This is a genomic window from Streptomyces sp. NPDC001157, assembly GCF_053598255.1.
In genome coordinates this window covers 123,458-142,827 of record NZ_JBSFJW010000018.1, presented here as the reverse complement: position 1 = coordinate 142,827, position 19,370 = coordinate 123,458, and the positions used below count along the sequence as shown (strand labels likewise).

The window sequence follows — 19,370 nt, the reverse complement described above, 5'->3', positions numbered from 1 at the left end:
GTCATGGGCAACGTGCCTCCTGGGGGGTGGTCTTGCCAAGGGGTCCGGCCGTTTTCGAGCGAGGGGGATCGGATGAGGGAACGGATGAGGGGGCCGCGTCGTCGGCCCGCACGACCGTGGGGGCTTTGCCCCTGTGCAGAGTGTCAAAGTTCCACCCCCGGTTTTGTACACATACGGCTCATGACGGGCCCCCCGTACTGAGCGATAGCCTTATGGCGTGATCAGCGCGATAGCTCGCGGGGGCATCGTTGCCCCTGCCCTGCGCCCGGTGAACACGGACCACCTCCGTGACCGGGCGGCAGTCGCTGGTCTTCGCGGGCAGGAGGGGGCCGGAAGGGCTCCCGGGATGCCATTCACCCCTTGGACGCGGGCGCTGTGGAGAGCAGCGTCACACCTTCGGGGCAGCTCAAATATGGCTCATATCTTCCCGCTCATCTCACCTTGCGGCATAGCGTCGGAGCAGACCGGAGAACCCGGGCCGTGGCGAAGAGCCGCAGGGGAAGAGACCGTACTTCCTTCTACGTCACGCAACGGCGCGCGACAGGAGCCAGAGGACAATGCAGACCAAGCTGGACGAAGCCAAGGCCGAGTTGCTCGAGAGGGCCGCCCGGGTAGCTGAGAACAGCCCGGTCGGGGGGCACCTACCGACCGGGACGACGGACGGGAGCACCCCCGACCGGGACACCGTGCTCGCGTTCCTCCAGCGCTACTACCTGCACACCGCCCCGGAGGACCTCACCGGCCGCGACCCGGTCGACATCTTCGGAGCCGCGCTCTCGCACTACCGGCTGGCCGAGAACCGCCCCCAGGGCACGGCCAACGTGCGGGTCCACACGCCCACGGTGGAGGAGAACGGGTGGACGTGCAGCCACTCCGTCGTCGAGGTCGTCACCGACGACATGCCCTTCCTGGTCGACTCCGTCACCAATGAGCTGACGCGACAGGGACGCGGCATCCACGTCGTCATCCACCCCCAGGTCGTCGTCCGCCGGGATGTCACCGGCAAGCTCATCGAGGTGCTCAGCACCCAGCCGGGCGGCGACCTGCCGCACGACGCGCACACCGAGTCCTGGATCCACGTCGAGATCGACCGCGAGACCGACCGCGGCGACCTCAAGCAGATCACCGCCGACCTGCTGCGCGTGCTGTCCGACGTCCGCGAGGCCGTCGAGGACTGGGACAAGATGCGGGACGCGGCGCTGCGCATGGCCGACGAACTGCCCAAGGAGCCCGTCGCCACCGACCTGCGCGAGCAGGACATCGAGGAGGCCCGTGAGCTGCTGCGCTGGCTGTCCGCCGATCACTTCACCTTCCTCGGCTACCGCGAGTACCAGCTGCGCGAGGACGACTCGCTGGCCGCCGTGCCCGGCACCGGCCTCGGCATCCTGCGCTCCGACCCGCACCACGCCGGGGACGACAGCCACCCCGTGAGCCCGTCCTTCGAGCGGCTGCCCGCCGACGCCCGCGCCAAGGCCCGCGAGCACAAGCTCCTCGTCCTGACCAAGGCGAACAGCAGGGCCACCGTGCACCGGCCGTCGTACCTGGACTACATCGGCGTCAAGAAGTTCGACGCGGACGGCAATGTCGTCGGTGAGCGCCGCTTCCTCGGACTGTTCTCCTCCGCCGCGTACACCGAGTCGGTGCGCCGGGTCCCGGTCATCCGCCGCAAGGTCGAGGAGGTCCTGGAGCGTGCCGGCTTCTCGCCCAACAGCCACGACGGGCGTGACCTGCTGCAGATCCTGGAGACCTACCCGCGCGACGAGCTCTTCCAGACGCCGGCCGACGAGCTCGAGTCCATCGCCACCTCCGTCCTGTATCTGCAGGAGCGCAGGCGGCTGCGCCTCTACCTGCGGCAGGACGAGTACGGGCGCTACTACTCCGCCCTCGTCTACCTCCCGCGCGACCGCTACACCACCGGCGTGCGCCTCAGGATCATCGACATCCTGAAGGAGGAACTCGGCGGCACCAGCGTCGACTTCACGGCCTGGAACACCGAGTCGATCCTGTCCCGGCTGCACTTCGTGGTGCGGGTCCCGCAGGGCACCGAGCTGCCGCAGCTGTCCGACGCCGACAAGGAGCGCATCGAGGCCCGCCTGGTGGAGGCAGCCCGCTCCTGGGCCGACGGCTTCGCCGAGGCGCTGAACGCCGAGTGCGGCGAGGAGCACGCCGCCGAACTGCTGCGCCGCTACAACAACGCCTTCCCCGAGGGCTACAAGGCCGACCACACCCCGCGTGCCGCGGTCGCCGACCTGGTCCACCTGGAGCAGCTCAGCGAGGCCCAGGCCGACAGCGGCCAGGACTTCTCCCTCAGCCTGTACGAGCCTGTCGGCGCCGCCCCCGAGGAGCGCCGGTTCAAGATCTACCGCAAGGGTGACGCCGTCTCCCTGTCCGCGGTACTGCCGGCCCTCAGCCGGCTCGGTGTCGAGGTGACGGACGAGCGGCCGTACGAGCTGCGCTGCTCGGACCGCACCACCGCGTGGATCTACGACTTCGGCCTGCGTATGCCCAAGTTGCAGAACGGCGGCGGCGACTACCTCGGCGACGACGCCCGCGAGCGCTTCCAGGAGGCCTTCGCCGCCACCTGGACCGGCAAGGCGGAGAACGACGGCTTCAACGCCCTGGTGCTGAGCGCCGGGCTGAGCTGGCGGCAGGCGATGGTCCTGCGCGCGTACGCCAAGTACCTGCGCCAGGCCGGTTCCACCTTCTCGCAGGACTACATGGAGGACACCCTCCGCAACAACGTCCACACCACCCGGCTGCTGGTCTCGCTGTTCGAGGCGCGGATGTCGCCGGACCGGCAGCGGGCCGGGCACGAGATCGTCGACGCGCTTCTCGAAGAGGTCGACGCGGCCCTCGACCAGGTGGCCTCCCTCGACGAGGACCGGATCCTGCGGTCCTTCCTGACCGTCATCAAGGCGACGCTGCGTACGAACTTCTTCCAGGAGGCGGCCGGCGGCAAGCCGCACGCGTACGTGTCCATGAAGTTCGACCCGCAGGCGATCCCCGATCTGCCGGCGCCCCGCCCGGCCTACGAGATCTGGGTGTACTCGCCGCGTGTGGAGGGCGTGCACCTGCGCTTCGGCAAGGTCGCGCGCGGTGGTCTGCGCTGGTCCGACCGGCGTGAGGACTTCCGGACCGAGATCCTCGGCCTGGTCAAGGCGCAGATGGTGAAGAACACCGTCATCGTGCCGGTCGGCGCGAAGGGCGGCTTCGTCGCCAAGCAGCTGCCGGACCCGAGCGTGGACCGGGACGCATGGCTGGCCGAGGGCATCGCCAGCTACAAGACGTTCATCTCGGCGCTCCTCGACATCACCGACAACATGGTGGCCGGCGAGGTCGTGCCGCCCGCCGACGTCGTACGGCACGACGAGGACGACACCTACCTGGTCGTCGCCGCCGACAAGGGCACCGCGACCTTCTCCGACATCGCCAACGGGGTCGCCGAGACGTACAACTTCTGGCTCGGTGACGCCTTCGCCTCCGGTGGCTCGGCCGGTTACGACCACAAGGGCATGGGCATCACCGCCCGCGGCGCCTGGGAGTCCGTCAAGCGGCACTTCCGGGAGCTGGGCGTCGACACGCAGAGCGAGGACTTCACGGTCGTCGGCATCGGCGACATGTCGGGTGACGTGTTCGGCAACGGCATGCTGCTGAGCGAGCACATCCGTCTGGTCGCCGCCTTCGACCACCGGCACATCTTCATCGACCCGAACCCGGACGCGGCCACCTCGTACGCCGAGCGCCGCCGTATCTTCGAGCTGCCCCGCTCCAGCTGGGCCGACTACAACGCCGAGCTCATCTCCGCCGGTGGCGGCGTGTTCCCGCGTACCGCCAAGGCCATTCAGCTCAACTCGCACATCCGCGAGGCCCTCGGCATCGAGGGCAAGGTCTCCAAGATGACCCCGGCCGACCTGATGAAGGCCATCCTCCAGGCCCCGGTGGACCTGCTGTGGAACGGCGGCATCGGTACGTATGTGAAGGCCAGCACGGAGAGCCAGGCGGACGTCGGCGACAAGGCCAACGACCCGATCCGGGTCGACGGCGCCGACCTGCGGGTCAAGGTCGTCGGCGAGGGCGGCAACCTGGGTCTGACCCAGCTCGGCCGGATCGAGTTCGCCCGCCACGGCGGCAAGATCAACACGGACGCGATCGACAACAGCGCGGGCGTGGACACCTCCGACCACGAGGTGAACATCAAGATCCTGCTCAACGGCCTGGTCGCCGACGGCGACATGACCGTCAAGCAGCGCAACAAGCTGCTCGCCGAGATGACCGACGAGGTCGGCGCGCTGGTCCTGCGCAACAACTACGCGCAGAACACGGCGCTCGCCAATGCCCTGGCCCAGTCCAAGGACATGCTCCACGCCCAGCAGCGGTTCATCCGCCACATGGTGCGCGAGGGCCATCTGGACCGGGCGCTGGAGTTCCTCCCCACCGACCGCCAGATCCGCGAGCGGCTCAGCGCCGGCCAGGGCCTCACCAGCCCCGAGACGGCCGTCCTGCTGGCGTACACGAAGATCACGGTTGCCGAGGAGCTGCTGCACACCTCGCTGCCGGACGACCCGTATCTGCGGGGTCTGCTGCACGCGTACTTCCCGACGGCGCTGCGCGAGCAGTTCGCCGACCGTATCGACAGCCACCCGCTGCACCGCGAGATCACCACGACCGTCCTGGTCAACGACACGGTCAACACCGGCGGTACGACCTATCTGCACCGCCTGCGCGAGGAGACCGGCGCCTCCCTGGAGGAGATCGTGCGGGCGCAGACCGCGGCGCGGGCGATCTTCTGCTCGGCCCCGGTGTGGGACGCGGTCGAGGGCCTGGACAACCAGGTCGAGGCCGCCGTGCAGACCCGTATCCGGCTGCACTCGCGCCGCCTGGTGGAGCGCGGCACGCGCTGGCTGCTCAACAACCGGCCGCAGCCGCTGCAGCTCGCCGAGACGGTCGAGTTCTTCGCCGAGCGCGTCGAGCAGGTCTGGCAGCAGCTCACCAAGCTGCTGCGCGGCGCGGACCTGGAGTGGTGGCAGCAGATCTACGACGAGCTGACCGGCGCCGGCGTCCCGGACGAGCTCGCCACCCGGGTGGCCGGGTTCTCCTCCGCCTTCCCGGCGCTCGACATCGTCTCGGTGGCCGACCGCATGGGCAAGGAGCCGCTGGACGTCGCCGAGGTCTACTACGACCTCGCCGACCGTCTGCACATCACCCAGCTCATGGACCGCATCATCGAGCTGCCGCGCGCCGACCGCTGGCAGTCCATGGCCCGCGCCTCCATCCGTGAGGACCTGTACGCGGCCCACGCGGCACTGACCGCGGACGTCCTGGCGGTGGGCAACGGCACCTCGACTCCCGAGCAGCGCTTCAAGGCCTGGGAGGAGAAGAACGCGGCGATCCTGGGCCGGGCGCGCACGACTCTGGAGGAGATCCAGAGCTCGGAGACGTTCGACCTCGCCAACCTGTCGGTGGCGATGCGCACGATGCGGACGCTGCTGCGGACGCATTCGTAACAGGCGGTACGAAAGCGAGGTGCCCCGAGCCGACCGGCTCGGGGCACCTCGCTCTTCGTGGCGGTGTTCAGGCGGCCTTCGGCTTGTCCGCGCCGCCGGTGAACTCCTCGTACGCCGCCATGACCTCCTCGGTCGGGCCGTCCATGCGCAGTTCGCCGCGCTCCAGCCACAGCACGCGTTCGCAGGTGTCGCGGATCGACTTGTTGTTGTGGCTGACCAGGAACACCGTGCCCGCCTGCTGGCGCAGTTCGCGGATGCGTTGCTCGGAGCGCTTCTGGAAGGACCGGTCGCCGGTGGCGAGGGCCTCGTCGATGAGGAGCACGTCGTGGTCCTTGGCGGCGGCGATGGAGAAGCGCAGGCGGGCGCCCATGCCGGAGGAGTACGTCCGCATGGGCAGGGTGATGAAGTCGCCCTTCTCGTTGATGCCGGAGAAGTCGACGATGCCGTCGTAGCGGTCCCTGATCTCCTCGCGGGACATGCCCATGGCGAGGCCGCCGAGGTAGACGTTCTTCTCGCCGGTCAGGTCGCCCATCAGAGCCGCGTTGACGCCGAGGAGGGAGGGCTGGCCGTCGGTGTAGATGTGGCCGTTCTCGACCGGCAGCAGGCCCGCGACCGCCTTCAGCAGGGTCGACTTGCCGGAGCCGTTGGTGCCGATCAGGCCGACCGCCTCGCCCTTGTAGGCGACGAAGGACACGTTCTTGACGGCGTGCACCGTGCGGACGCCGGCCGCCTTCTCGGCCTGCTGGCGGCGCAGCATGCGGTTGAGGGCGGCGGTCGCGGAGCCGCGTCCGGCGCCGGTGCCGTTGACCCGGTAGACGATGTCGACTCCGTCGACGACGACAGTGGGGATCCGTTCGATGGTGTGCTCAGCCACGGCCGTACGTCTCCTCAGCCTTCCAGAAGTAGATGAAGCCGCCGACTCCGGCGAGCAGTGCCCAGCCGATGGCGAACGCCCACACGTGGGGCGGCAGCTGCTTGGCGTGGAAGCTGTCGATCAGCGCGAAGCGCATCAGGTCGATGTAGACCGCGGCCGGCTGGGCCTGGAGCACCGGCTCCACCCAGTGCGGCAGGTCGCTGTGCTGGCCGGCCAGCTTGTCGATGCTCCACATCACGCCGGACACATACATCCAGGTACGCAGGACGAAAGGCATCAGCTGGGCGATGTCCGGGGTCTTGGCGCCCATCCGAGCCATGATCATCGAGACGCCGGTGTTGAAGGTGAACTGCAGGACCAGCGCCGGGAACGCCAGCAACCAGGAGAACGCGACCGGCACCCCGAAGCAGAGCAGGATGACGACCAGCGCGGCCATGGAGAACAGGAGCTGCTGCAGCTGCTGGAGGCAGAAGGAGATCGGCAGCGCGGCCCGCGGGAAGTGCAGCGCCCGGACCAGGCCCAGGTTGCCGGAGATCGCGCGGGTGCCCGCCATGATCGAGCTCTGCGTGAACGTCCAGATGAACACGCCCGTGACCAGGAACGGGATGTAGTCCGGCACATGCCTCTTGGTGCCCAGCAGGACGCCGAAGATGAAGTAGTAGACCGCCGCGTTCAGCAGCGGGGTCATGACCTGCCAGACCTGGCCGAGCTTCGCCTGGCTGTACTGGGCGGTGAGCTTGGCGGTGGCGAAGGCGGTGATGAAGTGGCGCCGGGCCCACAGTTGCCGCACGTACTCGGGCAGGGAGGGGCGGGCGCCGCTGACCGAGAGGCCGTGGCGGGCGGCGAGGGCCGCGAGGTCGTCGTCGGCCGGGGCCGGCGTCGGGGGCGGTGTGTCGAGGACCTGGCTCACATCCGCTGCTTTCACTCGGGGGAGGGGGGTGCCGGCGACGTCCGGCCCGTCGGCCGGACGGTCCGTTGCCCGGCGTTTCCTTACGCTTCTCTTCACGTTCTCTTACGTCGGGACGAGACCGTATCGTCGCAACGGGAGCGTAGGACAGGTTGACGTCGGAACGCAACCGTTTCGTCGTAACGTGTTCGTCGGTCGGGCCGTCGGGACGACACCGTTTCGTCGCAACGCCTCCCGCGTCAGGACGCAACCGTTTCGTCGCAACGCCCTATGCTGGACCGCATGACGACGAACGCCGACGAGACCCAGACGCGTCCGCGCCGCCGAACCCCCGCGGGGGCGGCCGTACTGCGTGAGGACGTGACGGAAGCCATCCGCGCGGCCGTCTTCGAGGAGCTCGCGGCCGTCGGCTATGCACGGATGTCCATCGAGGGGATCGCGCGCCGCGCGGGCGTCGGCAAGACCGCGGTCTACCGCCGCTGGCGCTCCAAGCTGCACCTGGTCCTCGACGTCGTCTCGGCCATCGCGGTGCTGGGTCTGCCGACGCCGGACACCGGCTCCCTGGAGGGTGATCTGCGGCTGCTGTACGAGGTCACCTCGCGCGCCCTGCGGCACCCGGTGGCCTCGCAGATCATCCCGGACCTGCAGGCCGAGGCGGCCCGCAACCCGGAGATCGCGGAGGCCATGCAGAAGACCCTGCGCGAGGGGCAGGAAGGCGTGGCCCTCAAGATCATCGTGGCGGCGGCGCGGCGCGGTGAGGTCAGCGGGGAGCTGAACGAGGACCTGGCGCTCGACCTCATCTCCGGGCCCCTCTACTGGCGCTCGGTGGTGATCCGCAGCCCGAAGCTGCCGAAGGACTACCTGGCGGGGCTGGCGCGGGCCACCGCGGAGGCCCTCAAGGCGCTGTGAGTATGCTGCGGGCCCCGGCGCCGGTGGCCGGGGAGGGCGCCACCGCGTGCGGTGGCCGCAGCTGAGGCGGAACCGCCGTGAGAGTCGTGATCGCCGAGGACAACGCCCTGCTGCGGGAGGGGCTCGTCCTCCTGCTGACGTCGGCTGGGCACGAGGTCGTGGCCGTCGCCGGCACGGGGCCCGCGGTCCTGCCCGCGCTCCTGCAGCACCGTCCCCACGCCCCCGTGCTCGATGTGCGCATGCCGCCCGGCTTCCGTGACGAGGGCCTGCGCGCGGCGATCGAGGCGCGCGCAGATCCCCGGGCTGCCGGTGCTGTTGCTCTCGCGGTACGTCGAGGAGTCGTACGCGCCGAACTGCCGGCCGGGGGTGCGAGCGGGCTCGGCCATCTGCTCAAGGACCGGGTCGGCCGGGTCGACGAGTTCCTCGACGCGCTGGAACGGGTTGCTGCGGGCGGTACGGCGCTCGACCCCGAGATCGTCACCGTCACTTCTCACCCGCCGCAAGAACTCGCCGCTCGGCTCGCTGACCCCGCGACCCCGCGCGAGCGCGAGGTGCTGAAACCGATGGCCGAGGGCCACGACAACGCGACCATCGCCAACACCCTCGTCGTCACGGAACGCGCGGTCCACAAGCACATCGGCAACGTCTTCCTCGAACCGGGCCTGCCACCGAGCGACAGCGGCCACCGCCGGGTGCCGGTCGTGCCGGCGTACCTGAACAACCGGCAGCTTCAGGCTCCCGGGGCGTGCAGTCGCTGTGCGAGGGCCGTCAACTCCGGGGTGCGCAGGACTCGTCCGCCCGAGCCGGGCAGGGGGACGTGCAGCGCGGCGGTCCAGCGTTCGGGGATCGCGCTCATGCCGTACACGGCTCCCGCGAGCGCGCCGGTCACCGCGGCGACGGTGTCCGTGTCGCCGCCCAGGTCGACGGCGGCGCGTAGGGCGGACTCGTAGGAGCGGGTGGTGCGCAGGGCCCAGACGGCGGAGCCGAGGCAGGGCCAGACGGCACCGTTGAACTCCGTGGCCAGGTCGGGATGCCAGTCGCGGTCGAGCACGGCGGCATAGCGGGCCCGGTGGTCGGGGTGGACCGCCGTGAGCGTGCCGGGGACGGCGGCGATCGGGTCGCCCCCGGCCAGGGCGACGCGCACCAACTCGTGGAAGACCGCGGTGCCTTCCCAGGCCGCGCGGTCCCCGTGGGTGAGGGCCGCGATGCGGCGGGCGGCGTCCATCGTGGCGTCCCGGCCCGCGTCCGCGAAGTACACGGCGGAGGTGGCCGCCCGCATCAACGCTCCGTTGCCGGCCGCTCGTTGACTGGTCTGGAAATGCAGGGCGGCGGCCAGGTCCCAGGGGTCGCCGCCGGTCAGTACGGCTTCCGTCTGCAGGCCGATGTCCTTCGGGTCGGAGGCCGCCCAGCGCCGGAATCTGCTGAAGACGTCCGGGAGTTCGAGGCCGCCGTGCTCCAGCAGCGACTCGGCGACTAGCACCGCCATCTGTGTGTCGTCGGTCGCCTCGCCGGGGTCCCAGCCACCGCCCCCGCACATCTCGCCGCCCTGCCCCGGCTCGGGATAGCGGGCTGAGAAGGCTCCCTCCGGGCCGAACTCGAAGGGGGCGCCGAGGGCGTCGCCCACGGCGGAGCCGACGACGGTGCCCAGGGCGCGGTCGGTAGCGGTGATCACCCGGGCAGGCTAGCCCCGCGCCGCCTCCGGATGCAGTCGTACCCAGCCCTCCCAAGCCGAGGTGATCATGTCCTCGACGTCGTGCTTGGCCTTCCAGCCCAGTTCGGTGGCGGCGCGGTCGGCGGAGGCGACGACGCGGGCCGGATCGCCGGGGCGGCGGGGAGCGACCGTCGGCGGGCGGTCGTAGCCGGTGATCGCGTTGATCTTGTCGATCATCTCGCGGACGGAGACGCCCTCGCCGCGGCCGATGTTGAGGGTGAGGTGGCGGCCCGGGGCGGACTGGAGCGTGCGGGCGGCTGCCACGTGGGCTTCGGCCAGGTCCACCACGTGGATGTAGTCGCGGACGCAGGTCCCGTCGGGGGTTTCGTAGTCGTCGCCGAAGATGCGCGGGGGTGCGTCGTCGGTGAGCTTCTCGAAGACCATGGGGATCAGGTTGTAGACGCCGGTGTCCGCGAGTTCGGGGGTCGCGGCGCCCGCCACGTTGAAGTAGCGGAGGGAGGCGGTGGAGAGGCCCGTCGCGCGAGCCGTCGCACTGACCAGCCATTCGCCGACCAGCTTCGTCTCGCCGTACGGCGACATGGGCAGGCAGGGTGTCTCCTCCGTCACCAGAGCTTCGTCCGGCATGCCGTACACCGCCGCGGAGGACGAGAACACGAAGGACGGGACGCCGGCCCCGGTCACCGCCTCCAGGAGGACGCGCAGGCCCTCGACGTTCTCCCGGTAGTAGTGCAGCGGCAGGTCCATCGACTCGCCCACCTGCTTCTTCGCCGCCAGGTGGATGACCCCGCTGATGTCGTGGACCGTGAGGGCGCGCGCGACCCGCTCGGCGTCCAGTGTCGATCCCACCACCAGTTGCACACCCCGCGGCACGCGCTCGGCGATGCCCGTCGACAGGTCGTCGTACACCACGGTCCGCTCGCCCGCCTCGATCATCGCCCGGACGACGTGCGCCCCGATGTATCCGGCGCCGCCGGTGATCAGCCAGGTCATGTGCGGCCGTCCCCTTCGTCAGTTGGCCCGTGGTGGTGCGGTATCAGTGAAGCAGGCGGTGGAGTCCCGCGCCGTCGTCGCTTCCTATGCCCCGGAGTGCTGGGGGAGGCGGCGGGTGACCGGGTCCGGTCCGCGGGTGGGCGCGGGTGCCACGGACGCGGGGCGGCTGGAGCGCCACAGCCGGATGAGGGAGAGCACGGCGGCCGCGGCGAGCAGCCCGTTGCGGGCGAGCATCAGCGCGCAGCCCGGCCAGGTGCAGGCGATGACCTGGCCGTAGAAGGCCGGATACGCGACGGCGCTGAGCGCGGTCGCGGCCAGCACCAGGGCGGCCACCGGGCGTTGCACGGTGTGCCGCGAGGTCAGGCACACGGCGGCCAGGCCCAGCAGCCAGATCATGTACTGCGGGCTGATCACCCGGCTGGTGACGGTGAACAGCAGTACGGCGCTCAGCGCGGCGTCGTACGGCGTCGCGGGCGTCCAGCGCCGGGCCCGCAGCCGCCACAGGAGCAGCAGCGCGAACGCGACCGCCGTGAGGGCGAGGGAGATGTGCGCGACGGTCCGCACGTGCGGGCCGGTGAACTCCATGGCGCCGTACTGGTAGCGCACCTCCCCCGGCCATCCGGCGTGCGTCGCGAAGGCGAGCGCCGTGCCGCCGAGCGACTCGATCTGCACGCCCCGCCCGCCCTGTTGGCGCAGGAACGCGGAGGGGTTGTCGAACAGTGCCGCGAGGACCGCGAGCGACCCGGCTCCGGTGACGGCGGACCACGCCCATGCCGAACGCGTCGTACGCCCCCTCGGTGTGCCCAGCAGTACCAGCGCCGGCCACACCTTCACCAGGGCGCCGAGCGCCGCGAACACCCCGCACGCGCGCGTGGAGCGCGGCAATGTCAGCAGGGAGATGACGGCGAGGGCCGTGACCTGCACGTCGTAGCGGGCGAGCGGGAGGTGCAGGAGGAGCGGGAGGCCGCCCACCCACACCGTGGCCCCGAGGAGCGTGCGGCCGGGACGGTTGCCCGCGAAGGCCAGCGCCAGCGCGATCGCCGCGTCGGCGGCGAGGGTGAGTACGACGAACGCCTGGAAGTACGTCAGGACCGGCAGCAGCGCGGGCGACAGCAGCACCGCGCCGGCGCCCGGCGGGTACTGCCACAGCGGGTCGTGCGCGGGGAAGGCGCCGTGCGCGAGGATGCCGTACCAGTGGTGGTACAGGTGCCAGACCTCCCGTGCGACCGAGCCCCCGCCGAGCCGGGGCGCCGCGTCGTGGGCGAGCAGCCACAGCATCAGAGCCCGGGTGGCGAGCCAGGCGGCGGTGAGGGCCAGGAGCCGGCGTTTCTCGGCGGTGGTCGTCACGGCTTGTGTCACGGCGTTCTTCACGGCGTTCATCACGGCGGATCGTAAGCCGGGCGAATGGTGTATGACTGCTAATACACCGTCAATCCTCGGTAAGAGCCCGCCTACCGCACAAAATCAGCCGTGTGCTGAGCGAGGACGCGGGGCGGGCGAACCGTCGGTGGGTGCGTGCGGAGACCGTAGCCGTGGCGGTTCCCGCCGTCGTCATACTCGCGATCGGTCTGTGGGGACTCGACCGCGGCGGCATGTGGGGCGACGAGAGCGTCACCTTCCTGGTCGGGCGGCGCACGGTGCCGCAGATCTGGCAGCTGCTGCACGGCCTGGACGCCGTGCACGGCCTGTACTACCTGTTCATGCACGTCGTCCTCGCGGTCCACCCCGGTGAGGTCGTCCTCCGGCTCCCGTCCGTGTTCGGGGCCGCCGCGACCGCCGGCCTGGTCGCGGCCCTCGGCGTACGGCTGGTCCGTCCGCGGGTCGGGCTGTGGGCCGGCCTGTTGTACGCGGTCACCCCGGTGACCGGCCACTATGCGCAGGAAGGCCGCTCGTACGCCCTCGTCGCGGCGGGCGTGGCGGCGGCGACACTGCTGCTGGTGCGGGCGGTGGACGAACGGTCGCGGCGCGGGTGGTGGTGCTACGGCGTTGTCGTCGCCGTGACCTGTCTGCTGCACGAACTGGTCGTCCTGGTGCTGTGCGCGCATGCGCTGACGCTGGCGCTTCTGCGGGTGCCGAAGCGGGTGTGGCTGGGCTGGGGGTGGGCGGCGGGGCTGGCGGGGGCCGTTCTGCTGCCCTTGGTGTGGGTGTCGCGGGAGCAGTCGGGGCAGGTGGGGTGGCTGGTGACACCCGGGTGGGAGCAGGCGGGGAAGCTGGTGCAGGACTTCGCCGTCGCCCCGGACGGGGTGGTGTTCTGGGTGTTCGTCGCCCTGATGGTGCTGGGGCTCCGGGCGGGCCGGTCGGCGGCGGTCGCACTCCCGCTGCTCGTACTGCCCCCGGCGCTCCTGATCTCCGTATCGCAGATCCGGCCGCTGTATCACGAGCGGTATGTGCTGTATGCGCTGGCGGGGGCGCCGTTGCTGGCGGCTGCCGGTGCCGACTGGGTGACCGGGGTCGTGGGGCGCCTGCGGCTCGGGACCGGGCACCGCCTGCCCTACGGCCGTCTGGGCACTCTCACCGGAGTCCTGGCCGTCGCCCTCGCCTTCGTCCAGTGCCTCCCTCTCTACCGGCAGGACCGCTCCCCGACGCACCGCCCGGAGAACCTCGGTGCCGTCGCCGCCCGGGCCGCCCGCGACATCCGTCCCGGTGATCCGGTGCTGTTCCTGCCGTCGAACTGGCGGCTGACGGCGCTGACCTATCCGAAGGCGTTCCGCAGGGCCCGGGACATCGCGCTGCGGGAGTCCGGGCCGCGGTCCGGGACGCTGAGCGGCATCGAGACGACACCGGAGGAGCTGCGGCGCAAGCTGGCGGGCGTGGACCGCGTCTGGGTCGTCGGCCAGTCGAGGCTGCTGCGCTCGGGGCTGCTGCCGACCGACCCGACCGAGCGCGTCAAACTCGCCGTCGTGGAGGAGCAGTTCGTCGCCCGCGAGAGATACGTCAGCGGCCGAGTGACCTTCCTCCTCTACGTCCGCCGCCCCGCTGCCTCCGCCTCCGCCGCCGTGGCCGCGTCCAGCCCCCTGGTGAGCTCGTCGAGCCGCGAGCGCAGCTGACGGATCTCGTCCACGTCGAAGCCCGTCGCCGCGACGATCCGGCGCGGTACCTGAACCGCCTGATCGCGCAGGGCGGCGCCCTCCTCGGTCAGCCGGACCTCGACCGAGCGCTCGTCGCGGGCGCTGCGCTCACGCCGTACCAGACCGGCCGACTCCAGCCGCTTGAGCAGCGGGGACAGGGTGCCGGAGTCGAGCCGCAGATGCTCGCCCAGCTTCTTGACCGGCAGCTCGCCGTGCTCCCACAGCAGCAGCATCACCAGGTACTGCGGATAAGTGAGTCCGAGGTCCTTGAGGATCACCCGGTAGATGCCGCCGAAGGCGCGCGAGGCGGCGTTCAGGGAGAAGCAGATCTGCTGGTCGAGGCGGAGCCAGTCGGTGGTCGGGGTGTCGGGCGCGGTGGTCATGCCTCCAGGATAGCTCTTGGGAGCCATTCAGTTGTGTGCAATTGAATTGTGTGCTCTACTTGTGGTCGTGAGGCGGCCGCCATAGGGGCCGCCGGAACACGACTTCGAGAGGGATGGTCAATCCATGGACGCGCTCTACACCGCTGTCGCCACCGCCACCCACGGCCGCGACGGTCGCGCCTTCACCAACGACGGCAAGGTCGACCTCAAGCTGGCCCCGCCGGTGGAGCTGGGCGGCAACGGCGAGGGCACCAACCCCGAGCAGCTGTTCGCCGCCGGTTACGCGGCCTGCTTCGGCAGCGCCCTCGGCCTCGTCGGCCGCCAGGCGAAGGTCGACGTCAGCGACGCCGCTGTCACCGCCGAGGTGGGCATAGGCAAGCAGGGCGAGGGCTTCGCGCTCAAGGTCACCCTCCGCATCGAGCTGCCGGACACCGTGGACGAGGCGACCGGCCGCAAGCTGGTCGAGACCGCCCACCAGGTGTGCCCGTACTCCAACGCGACCCGCGGCAACATCGACGTCGACCTCGTCATCGAGTAACCGAGCGGCCGGGCAGCCGTCAGCTCAGCGAGTGAGCCCGCTCCGTCGCAGGAGCGGGCACCGCCGGGGCCGCCTGCGGCTCCGGCATCTTCTCGCCCAGCAGCACGGTCCGTACCACCCGCTCGGCGGCCCGCCCGTCGTCGAACTCGCAGAACCGCGCCCGGAAGGCGGCCCTGAGGCCCGCCGACTCCTCGTCCCGCCAGGTGCCCGAGGTGAACAGCCACGCCAGCTCCCGGTAGGAGCGCGACACATGGCCCGGCGCCTCGGCGGTGATGTCGAAGTAGGCGCCGCGGCTCGCCGTGTACGCGCCCCAGTCGTCGGCGTGGATCACGATCGGCCGGTCCAGGTTGGCGTAGTCGAACATCAGGGCCGAGTAGTCGGTGACCAGCACGTCGGAGGCGAGCATCAGGTCCTCGACATGCGGCTCGTCCGTCGCGTCGACGAGCACGCCGCGAGCGTGCAGATCCGCGAGGCCCAGCCCGCGTGCCGTGCCGGTGGCGAGGGTGGGGTGCAGTCGGACGACGAGGGTGTGCCCGGCACCCAGGTCCGCGGCGAACCGCGCCAGGTCGATCCGGTCGACATGCCCGCCCCGGCGGTAGTCGCGGCGGGTCGGCGCATACAGCACGACCGTGTTCCCGGCGGGGATCCCGAGCCGCGCACGGACGGCCGCGCCGTGCTCCGCGGGCTGCTCGACCAGCACGTCGTTGCGTGGACTGCCGGTCCGCAGCGAGGTGAAGTGGCAGGGGTACGCCCGGTCCCACACCAGCTCCGAGTGCCGGTTGGCCACCAGGCTCAGATCCCAGCGGTCGGCGCGGTGCAGCATCTTCGGCACGCTGAAGCCGTGCCGGGCACCCGGCTTGGTCAGCAGGTCGGCACCCATGTACTTGAGCGGTGTGCCCTGGTGGGTGTGCACATGGACCTGACCGGGGCGTTTGACCAGGGAGCCCGGCCAGTTGACGTTGTTCACCCAGTACGTGGCCCGCGCCATGACCGCGTGGTACTCCCGCGAGCCCGGCGTCACGTAGTCGATGCCGGGCGGCAGCGAGTCCACCGCCTCCTCCCGGACCACCCACACCCCGCGGATGTGCGGCGCGAGTTCGCGGGCCTTGGCGTGGATCGCGGCCGGGTCGCCGTGCACCCCCGCATGGTGGGTGGCCGAGTACACGGCCAGACGCGGATCGAGGGGGAGCCTCGACTGGGCGGCGTACCAGGTGCGTTGGACGGCCGCCGATGCCTTGCCGACCGTACGCCGCTTGCCCGCCCCGGCGATCCTGCGCAGACCGCGGACCCCGCGCAGCGCCGCGTACGAGACGTAGGGCGAACTCGCCAGGAGCCGCATCTCGGTGCCGCGCGGGCCGTCCGGCGGGGTGAAGTCCTCGGGGCAGTGACGGCGGTGGAAGGAGCGCATCTCGCGGTAGAAGGCGGAGCGGTCCGACGGGGTCACCCGGTCCTCGCGGGCGATCACGAACAGCATGTGGTCCAGGGCCCGTTCGAAGAGCAGGGGCCGCGCCCAGGCGAGGTCGTCGCGTTCCTCCAGGAACGCGAACAGGCCCTCGTACTGCGGAAAGATGTCGAAGTGCCTGCGCCCCGGCGTCTTGGTGATCGCGCCCTGCCGGCGCTGCCGGTACTCGACGCCGATCCGGTTCAGGCAGGCGATGCGGTCGGCCAGCACCATCGAGCGGTAGGTGACCGGCGCGTCCTCGTACAGGCCGGACGCGTACTGCAGCCCGTGCCCCTGGAAGAAGGCCCTCCGGTACGCCTTGTTCCAGGCGACCAGGAACAGATGGACGTACTGCGGGCTCTCGCGGAGGCTGAAGACGTCCTGGCCCGCGGCGGCCAGCAGGGCGGAGGCGTCGCTCGGGCCGCCCCTGCCCCACCAGTGGGTGCGTACATGGTCGAAGACCAGGATGTCCGGGTCCTCGGCCGACTTCAGCCGGTCGGCGACGGCGGCAAGCAGGCCCGGCGTGTAGAAGTCGTCGCTGTCGAGGAAGAGGACGTAGTCGCCGCGCGCCTCGGCCAGCCCGGCGTTGCGGGCCCGGCCGAGACCGACGTTCTCGGGCAGGTGCAGCACGCGCACCCGCTCGTCGCGTGCCGCGTACTCGTCGAGGATCGCGCCGCAGCCGTCGGGCGAGCGGTCGTCGACGGCGATCACCTCGAAGTCGGGGTACGACTGTCCGAGCACCGAGTCGATGCACTCGCGCAGGAAACCCTGCACCTTGAAGACGGGGACGATGATGCTGAAGCGGGGCACGGGTTTCAGTTCCTCACAAGGGCGGGGACCGGGGCCGGGGTGCGCTCGGCGAGCGGGATCACGGGCGGGATCGACTCGGGCGGCTCACCCAGCAGCACCCGGCGCACGACCCGCTCGGCGGCGCGCCCGTCGTCGAACTGGCAGAACCGCTCACGGAAGGCGGCCCGCGCCGCCGTGGACTCCGCCCCCCGCCAGGAGCCGTCGCGGAAGACCCGGGCCAGTTCGTCCGGCGTCCGGGCCACCGGCCCCGGCGGGTGTTCCATCAGGTCGAAGTAGACGCCCCGGGTCTCCCGGTAGACGTCCCAGTCGTCCGCGTACACCACGACGGGCCGGTCCAGGTTGGCGTAGTCGAACATGATCGACGAATAGTCGGTGATCAGGGCGTCCGCGGCCAGGCACACGTCCTCGGAGGAGCGGTGCGCGGTCACGTCGATGATCCGGCCGGTGCTCTGCGCCCCGCCCTGGTCGTAGAAGTAGTGGGCGCGCAGCAGCACGACCACGTCCTCACCGGCCTCCTCGCAGAAGGCCTCCAGGTCCAGGCCCGTCTCGAAGCCCGTGTGGTAGTCGCGGTGGGTGGGCGCGTACAGAACGGCCGTCTTCCCCTCCGGGACCCCCAGCTCCCGCCGGATACGGGCCACGTCCTCCGCCGTCGCCGTGTAGTACACGTCGTTGCGCGGATAGCCGTACTCGAGCGTCTCGTGCGCGGCGGGGAAGGCCCGCTCCCACATCTCGGTGGAGTGGCGGTTGGAGGTGAGGTTGTAGTCCCAGCGGTCGATACGGGCCAGCAGCTTGGCGAAGCTGCCGGTCGCCGAGGCCACCACGGGGTACGTCGCCTGGTCGACGCCCATCTTCTTCAGCGGGGTGCCGTGCTGGGTCGACAGGTGGACGCTGCCGGGGCGCTTGACGACGGCGTCCGCGAAGTTGGCGTTGTTGACGAGGTACTTGGCGGCAGCCAGCACGTCCCAGTACTTGGTGCTGCCGATGACCGCGTACTCGATGCCCTCCGGCATGGTGTGCTCCTGGTCCGGCTCGACGAGGAACACCGAGCGCAGATGCGGGGCGAGTTCGCAGGCCTTGGCGTGGATCGCGGCCGGGTTGCAGGCATAGCCGCGGCCCCAGTAGGCGCAATAGACGACGAGGTCGGGGTCGAGCGGGCGGCGCAGATTGCGCGCGTACCGCAGGCGCGTGCGCACCATGCGGGGGCGCGGCAGGCGCTCGGCCACCTTCACCGCCGACTGGTTGGCCTCCCTGAGGGCACGGAACGCCGTGTACGCCCCGGCCGCCAGCAGCCGGTGCTGCAGACCGAGGCTGCCGGGCGGCGTCCGGTGGTCGGCGGGCCGGTGCCGGCGGTACAGCGTGCTCGCCAGCCGGAAGAAGGCGCGGCGCCGGCCGGACAGCCGCCTGGGATGGGCGGCGGTCTTCAGCACGGCCGCGAAGAGCTGCTCGAACAGCGCGGCCGACCGGTCGCAGGGCAGGTCCAGTTCGGCGGCGCGGGTGAGCACCAGGTCGGTCTGGGCGAGCAGGTCGAGGTGGTGCTCCCCGGGGAGGGCGAGCCGGCTGCCCTGTCTGCGCACCAGATGCCGTACGACGACCTGGCGCAGCACCGCGGCCTTCTCGGCCGCCAGCGTGACCAGGCCGCAGAAGCCCACATCGGTGAAGTGGCCGTCGGGGAAGCCGATGTGCTGCTCGACCAGGAAGGCCCGCCGGTAGGCCGCGCTCCACGCCGGCAGTTGCACGCCCGTCAGCTCGGGCACCTGGTCGGGGGAGAAGGCGCCCGCCGGTGTCTTCGGCAGGAGCAGCGCCGCCGGGTTGGTCGGCTCGCCCTCCCACCAGGGCACCCGTTCGTGCTCCAGGTACAGGACGTCCACGTCACCTGTCTCGGCGAGACGTGCGTCCAGCGCCGCCAGCGCGCCGGGGACGAAGGTGTCGTCGCAGTCGAGGAACAGCAGATACGTGCCGGTCGCCGCCCGCATCCCGGTGTTGCGCGCCCCGGCCAGACCGGCCGTGGGGGGCGAGTGGACCGTGGTCACCCGGGAGTCCCGCTCGGCGTATCCGTCGACGACGTCCGCCGCGGGCGTCTCGGGACCGTCGCAGACCGGGATCAGCTCGAAGTCGCCGAAGGACTGCGCGAGCACGGAGTCCAGCGCCTGGGACAGCCGGCCTGCCACCCCATGGGACGGGACGATGATGCTGAAGCGGGGCATGCTGCTCTTTCTGTCGATGTTCGTGCGGGGACCCGTGTACGTCTCAGCCGAGGCGTCCCGGCCGCCCGGT

12 protein-coding genes and 1 pseudogene are annotated in these 19,370 nt (G+C 71.0%); 5 read left to right on the top strand and 8 right to left on the bottom strand.

Translation table 11 applies throughout. From position 1 onward, the window contains the following. Window positions 1-557: 557 nt before the first annotated feature. Window positions 558-5,504, top strand: a complete 4,947-nt coding sequence (locus tag ACWDAG_RS28130; RefSeq protein WP_450698337.1) for an NAD-glutamate dehydrogenase — start codon at window positions 558-560, stop codon at window positions 5,502-5,504. Between the two features lie 67 nt (window positions 5,505-5,571). On the opposite strand, the gene ACWDAG_RS28125 is transcribed toward ACWDAG_RS28130, so the two are convergent. Together ACWDAG_RS28125 and ACWDAG_RS28120 are read right to left on the bottom strand one after the other, a co-directional pair. Further along, complete coding sequence (locus ACWDAG_RS28125) at window positions 5,572-6,378, bottom strand: ABC transporter ATP-binding protein (protein WP_450698336.1); 807 nt, start codon at window positions 6,376-6,378, stop codon at window positions 5,572-5,574. After that, the gene (locus tag ACWDAG_RS28120) at window positions 6,371-7,288 is read right to left on the bottom strand and encodes an ABC transporter permease (protein ID WP_450698335.1); all 918 of its coding nucleotides are present in this window, start codon (window positions 7,286-7,288) and stop codon (window positions 6,371-6,373) included. Before ACWDAG_RS28120 ends, ACWDAG_RS28125 begins: the two co-directional genes overlap by 8 nt. A 279-nt stretch (window positions 7,289-7,567) precedes the next feature. On the opposite strand from ACWDAG_RS28120, the gene ACWDAG_RS28115 reads away from it, so the two are divergent. Both ACWDAG_RS28115 and ACWDAG_RS28110 read left to right on the top strand, forming a co-directional pair. After that, window positions 7,568-8,194: a TetR/AcrR family transcriptional regulator gene (locus tag ACWDAG_RS28115; RefSeq protein WP_450698334.1), complete on the top strand. Its 627-nt coding sequence runs from the start codon at window positions 7,568-7,570 to the stop codon at window positions 8,192-8,194. A gap of 77 nt (window positions 8,195-8,271) precedes the next feature. Next, a pseudogene (locus ACWDAG_RS28110) lies at window positions 8,272-8,916 on the top strand (response regulator); the annotation flags it as partial. Window positions 8,917-8,924: 8 nt separating this feature from the next. Here ACWDAG_RS28110 and ACWDAG_RS28105 read toward each other — a convergent pair. The 3 genes from ACWDAG_RS28105 to ACWDAG_RS28095 form a co-directional block, all read right to left on the bottom strand. After that, window positions 8,925-9,866: an ADP-ribosylglycohydrolase family protein gene (locus ACWDAG_RS28105; protein ID WP_450698333.1), complete on the bottom strand. Its 942-nt coding sequence runs from the start codon at window positions 9,864-9,866 to the stop codon at window positions 8,925-8,927. 9 nt (window positions 9,867-9,875) lie between these two features. Then, the gene (gene galE / locus ACWDAG_RS28100; RefSeq protein WP_450698332.1) at window positions 9,876-10,856 is read right to left on the bottom strand and encodes a UDP-glucose 4-epimerase GalE; all 981 of its coding nucleotides are present in this window, start codon (window positions 10,854-10,856) and stop codon (window positions 9,876-9,878) included. 84 nt (window positions 10,857-10,940) lie between these two features. Next, a complete protein-coding gene (locus ACWDAG_RS28095; RefSeq protein ID WP_450698331.1) occupies window positions 10,941-12,236 on the bottom strand; it encodes a glycosyltransferase 87 family protein in 1,296 nt (431 codons plus the stop codon). Between the two features lie 131 nt (window positions 12,237-12,367). Between ACWDAG_RS28095 and ACWDAG_RS28090 the strand changes: the two genes are divergently transcribed. After that, entirely contained in the window at window positions 12,368-13,903 is a 1,536-nt protein-coding gene (locus tag ACWDAG_RS28090) for a glycosyltransferase family 39 protein (RefSeq protein ID WP_450698330.1), read from the top strand. Here the strand turns inward: ACWDAG_RS28090 and ACWDAG_RS28085 are convergent. Beyond that, entirely contained in the window at window positions 13,816-14,307 is a 492-nt protein-coding gene (locus ACWDAG_RS28085; RefSeq protein WP_450698329.1) for a MarR family winged helix-turn-helix transcriptional regulator, read from the bottom strand. The genes ACWDAG_RS28090 and ACWDAG_RS28085 overlap by 88 nt on opposite strands. A 124-nt stretch (window positions 14,308-14,431) precedes the next feature. Between ACWDAG_RS28085 and ACWDAG_RS28080 the strand changes: the two genes are divergently transcribed. Further along, window positions 14,432-14,845, top strand: coding sequence for an organic hydroperoxide resistance protein (locus tag ACWDAG_RS28080; protein ID WP_030943398.1), 414 nt, complete (start codon window positions 14,432-14,434; stop codon window positions 14,843-14,845). Between the two features lie 19 nt (window positions 14,846-14,864). Here the strand turns inward: ACWDAG_RS28080 and ACWDAG_RS28075 are convergent, their stop codons facing one another. Together ACWDAG_RS28075 and ACWDAG_RS28070 are read right to left on the bottom strand one after the other, a co-directional pair. After that, window positions 14,865-17,096: a bifunctional glycosyltransferase/CDP-glycerol:glycerophosphate glycerophosphotransferase gene (locus ACWDAG_RS28075; protein ID WP_450698328.1), complete on the bottom strand. Its 2,232-nt coding sequence runs from the start codon at window positions 17,094-17,096 to the stop codon at window positions 14,865-14,867. Window positions 17,097-17,101: 5 nt separating this feature from the next. Beyond that, window positions 17,102-19,300 (bottom strand): CDP-glycerol glycerophosphotransferase family protein, encoded by a 2,199-nt coding sequence (locus tag ACWDAG_RS28070; protein WP_450698327.1) that lies wholly within the window; start codon window positions 19,298-19,300, stop codon window positions 17,102-17,104. Window positions 19,301-19,370: the final 70 nt, after the last annotated feature.

What these genes read in the sequence shown, in the direction of transcription:
- ACWDAG_RS28130 (WP_450698337.1), top strand. Translation starts at nt 558, where the DNA reads ATGCAGACCAAGCTGGACGAAGCCAAGGCCGAGTTGCTCGAGAGGGCC.
- ACWDAG_RS28115 (WP_450698334.1), top strand. Translation starts at nt 7,568, where the DNA reads ATGACGACGAACGCCGACGAGACCCAGACGCGTCCGCGCCGCCGAACC.
- galE (WP_450698332.1), bottom strand. Translation starts at nt 10,856, where the DNA reads ATGACCTGGCTGATCACCGGCGGCGCCGGATACATCGGGGCGCACGTC.
- ACWDAG_RS28095 (WP_450698331.1), bottom strand. Translation starts at nt 12,236, where the DNA reads ATGAACGCCGTGAAGAACGCCGTGACACAAGCCGTGACGACCACCGCC.
- ACWDAG_RS28085 (WP_450698329.1), bottom strand. Translation starts at nt 14,307, where the DNA reads ATGACCACCGCGCCCGACACCCCGACCACCGACTGGCTCCGCCTCGAC.
- ACWDAG_RS28080 (WP_030943398.1), top strand. Translation starts at nt 14,432, where the DNA reads ATGGACGCGCTCTACACCGCTGTCGCCACCGCCACCCACGGCCGCGAC.
- ACWDAG_RS28070 (WP_450698327.1), bottom strand. Translation starts at nt 19,300, where the DNA reads ATGCCCCGCTTCAGCATCATCGTCCCGTCCCATGGGGTGGCAGGCCGG.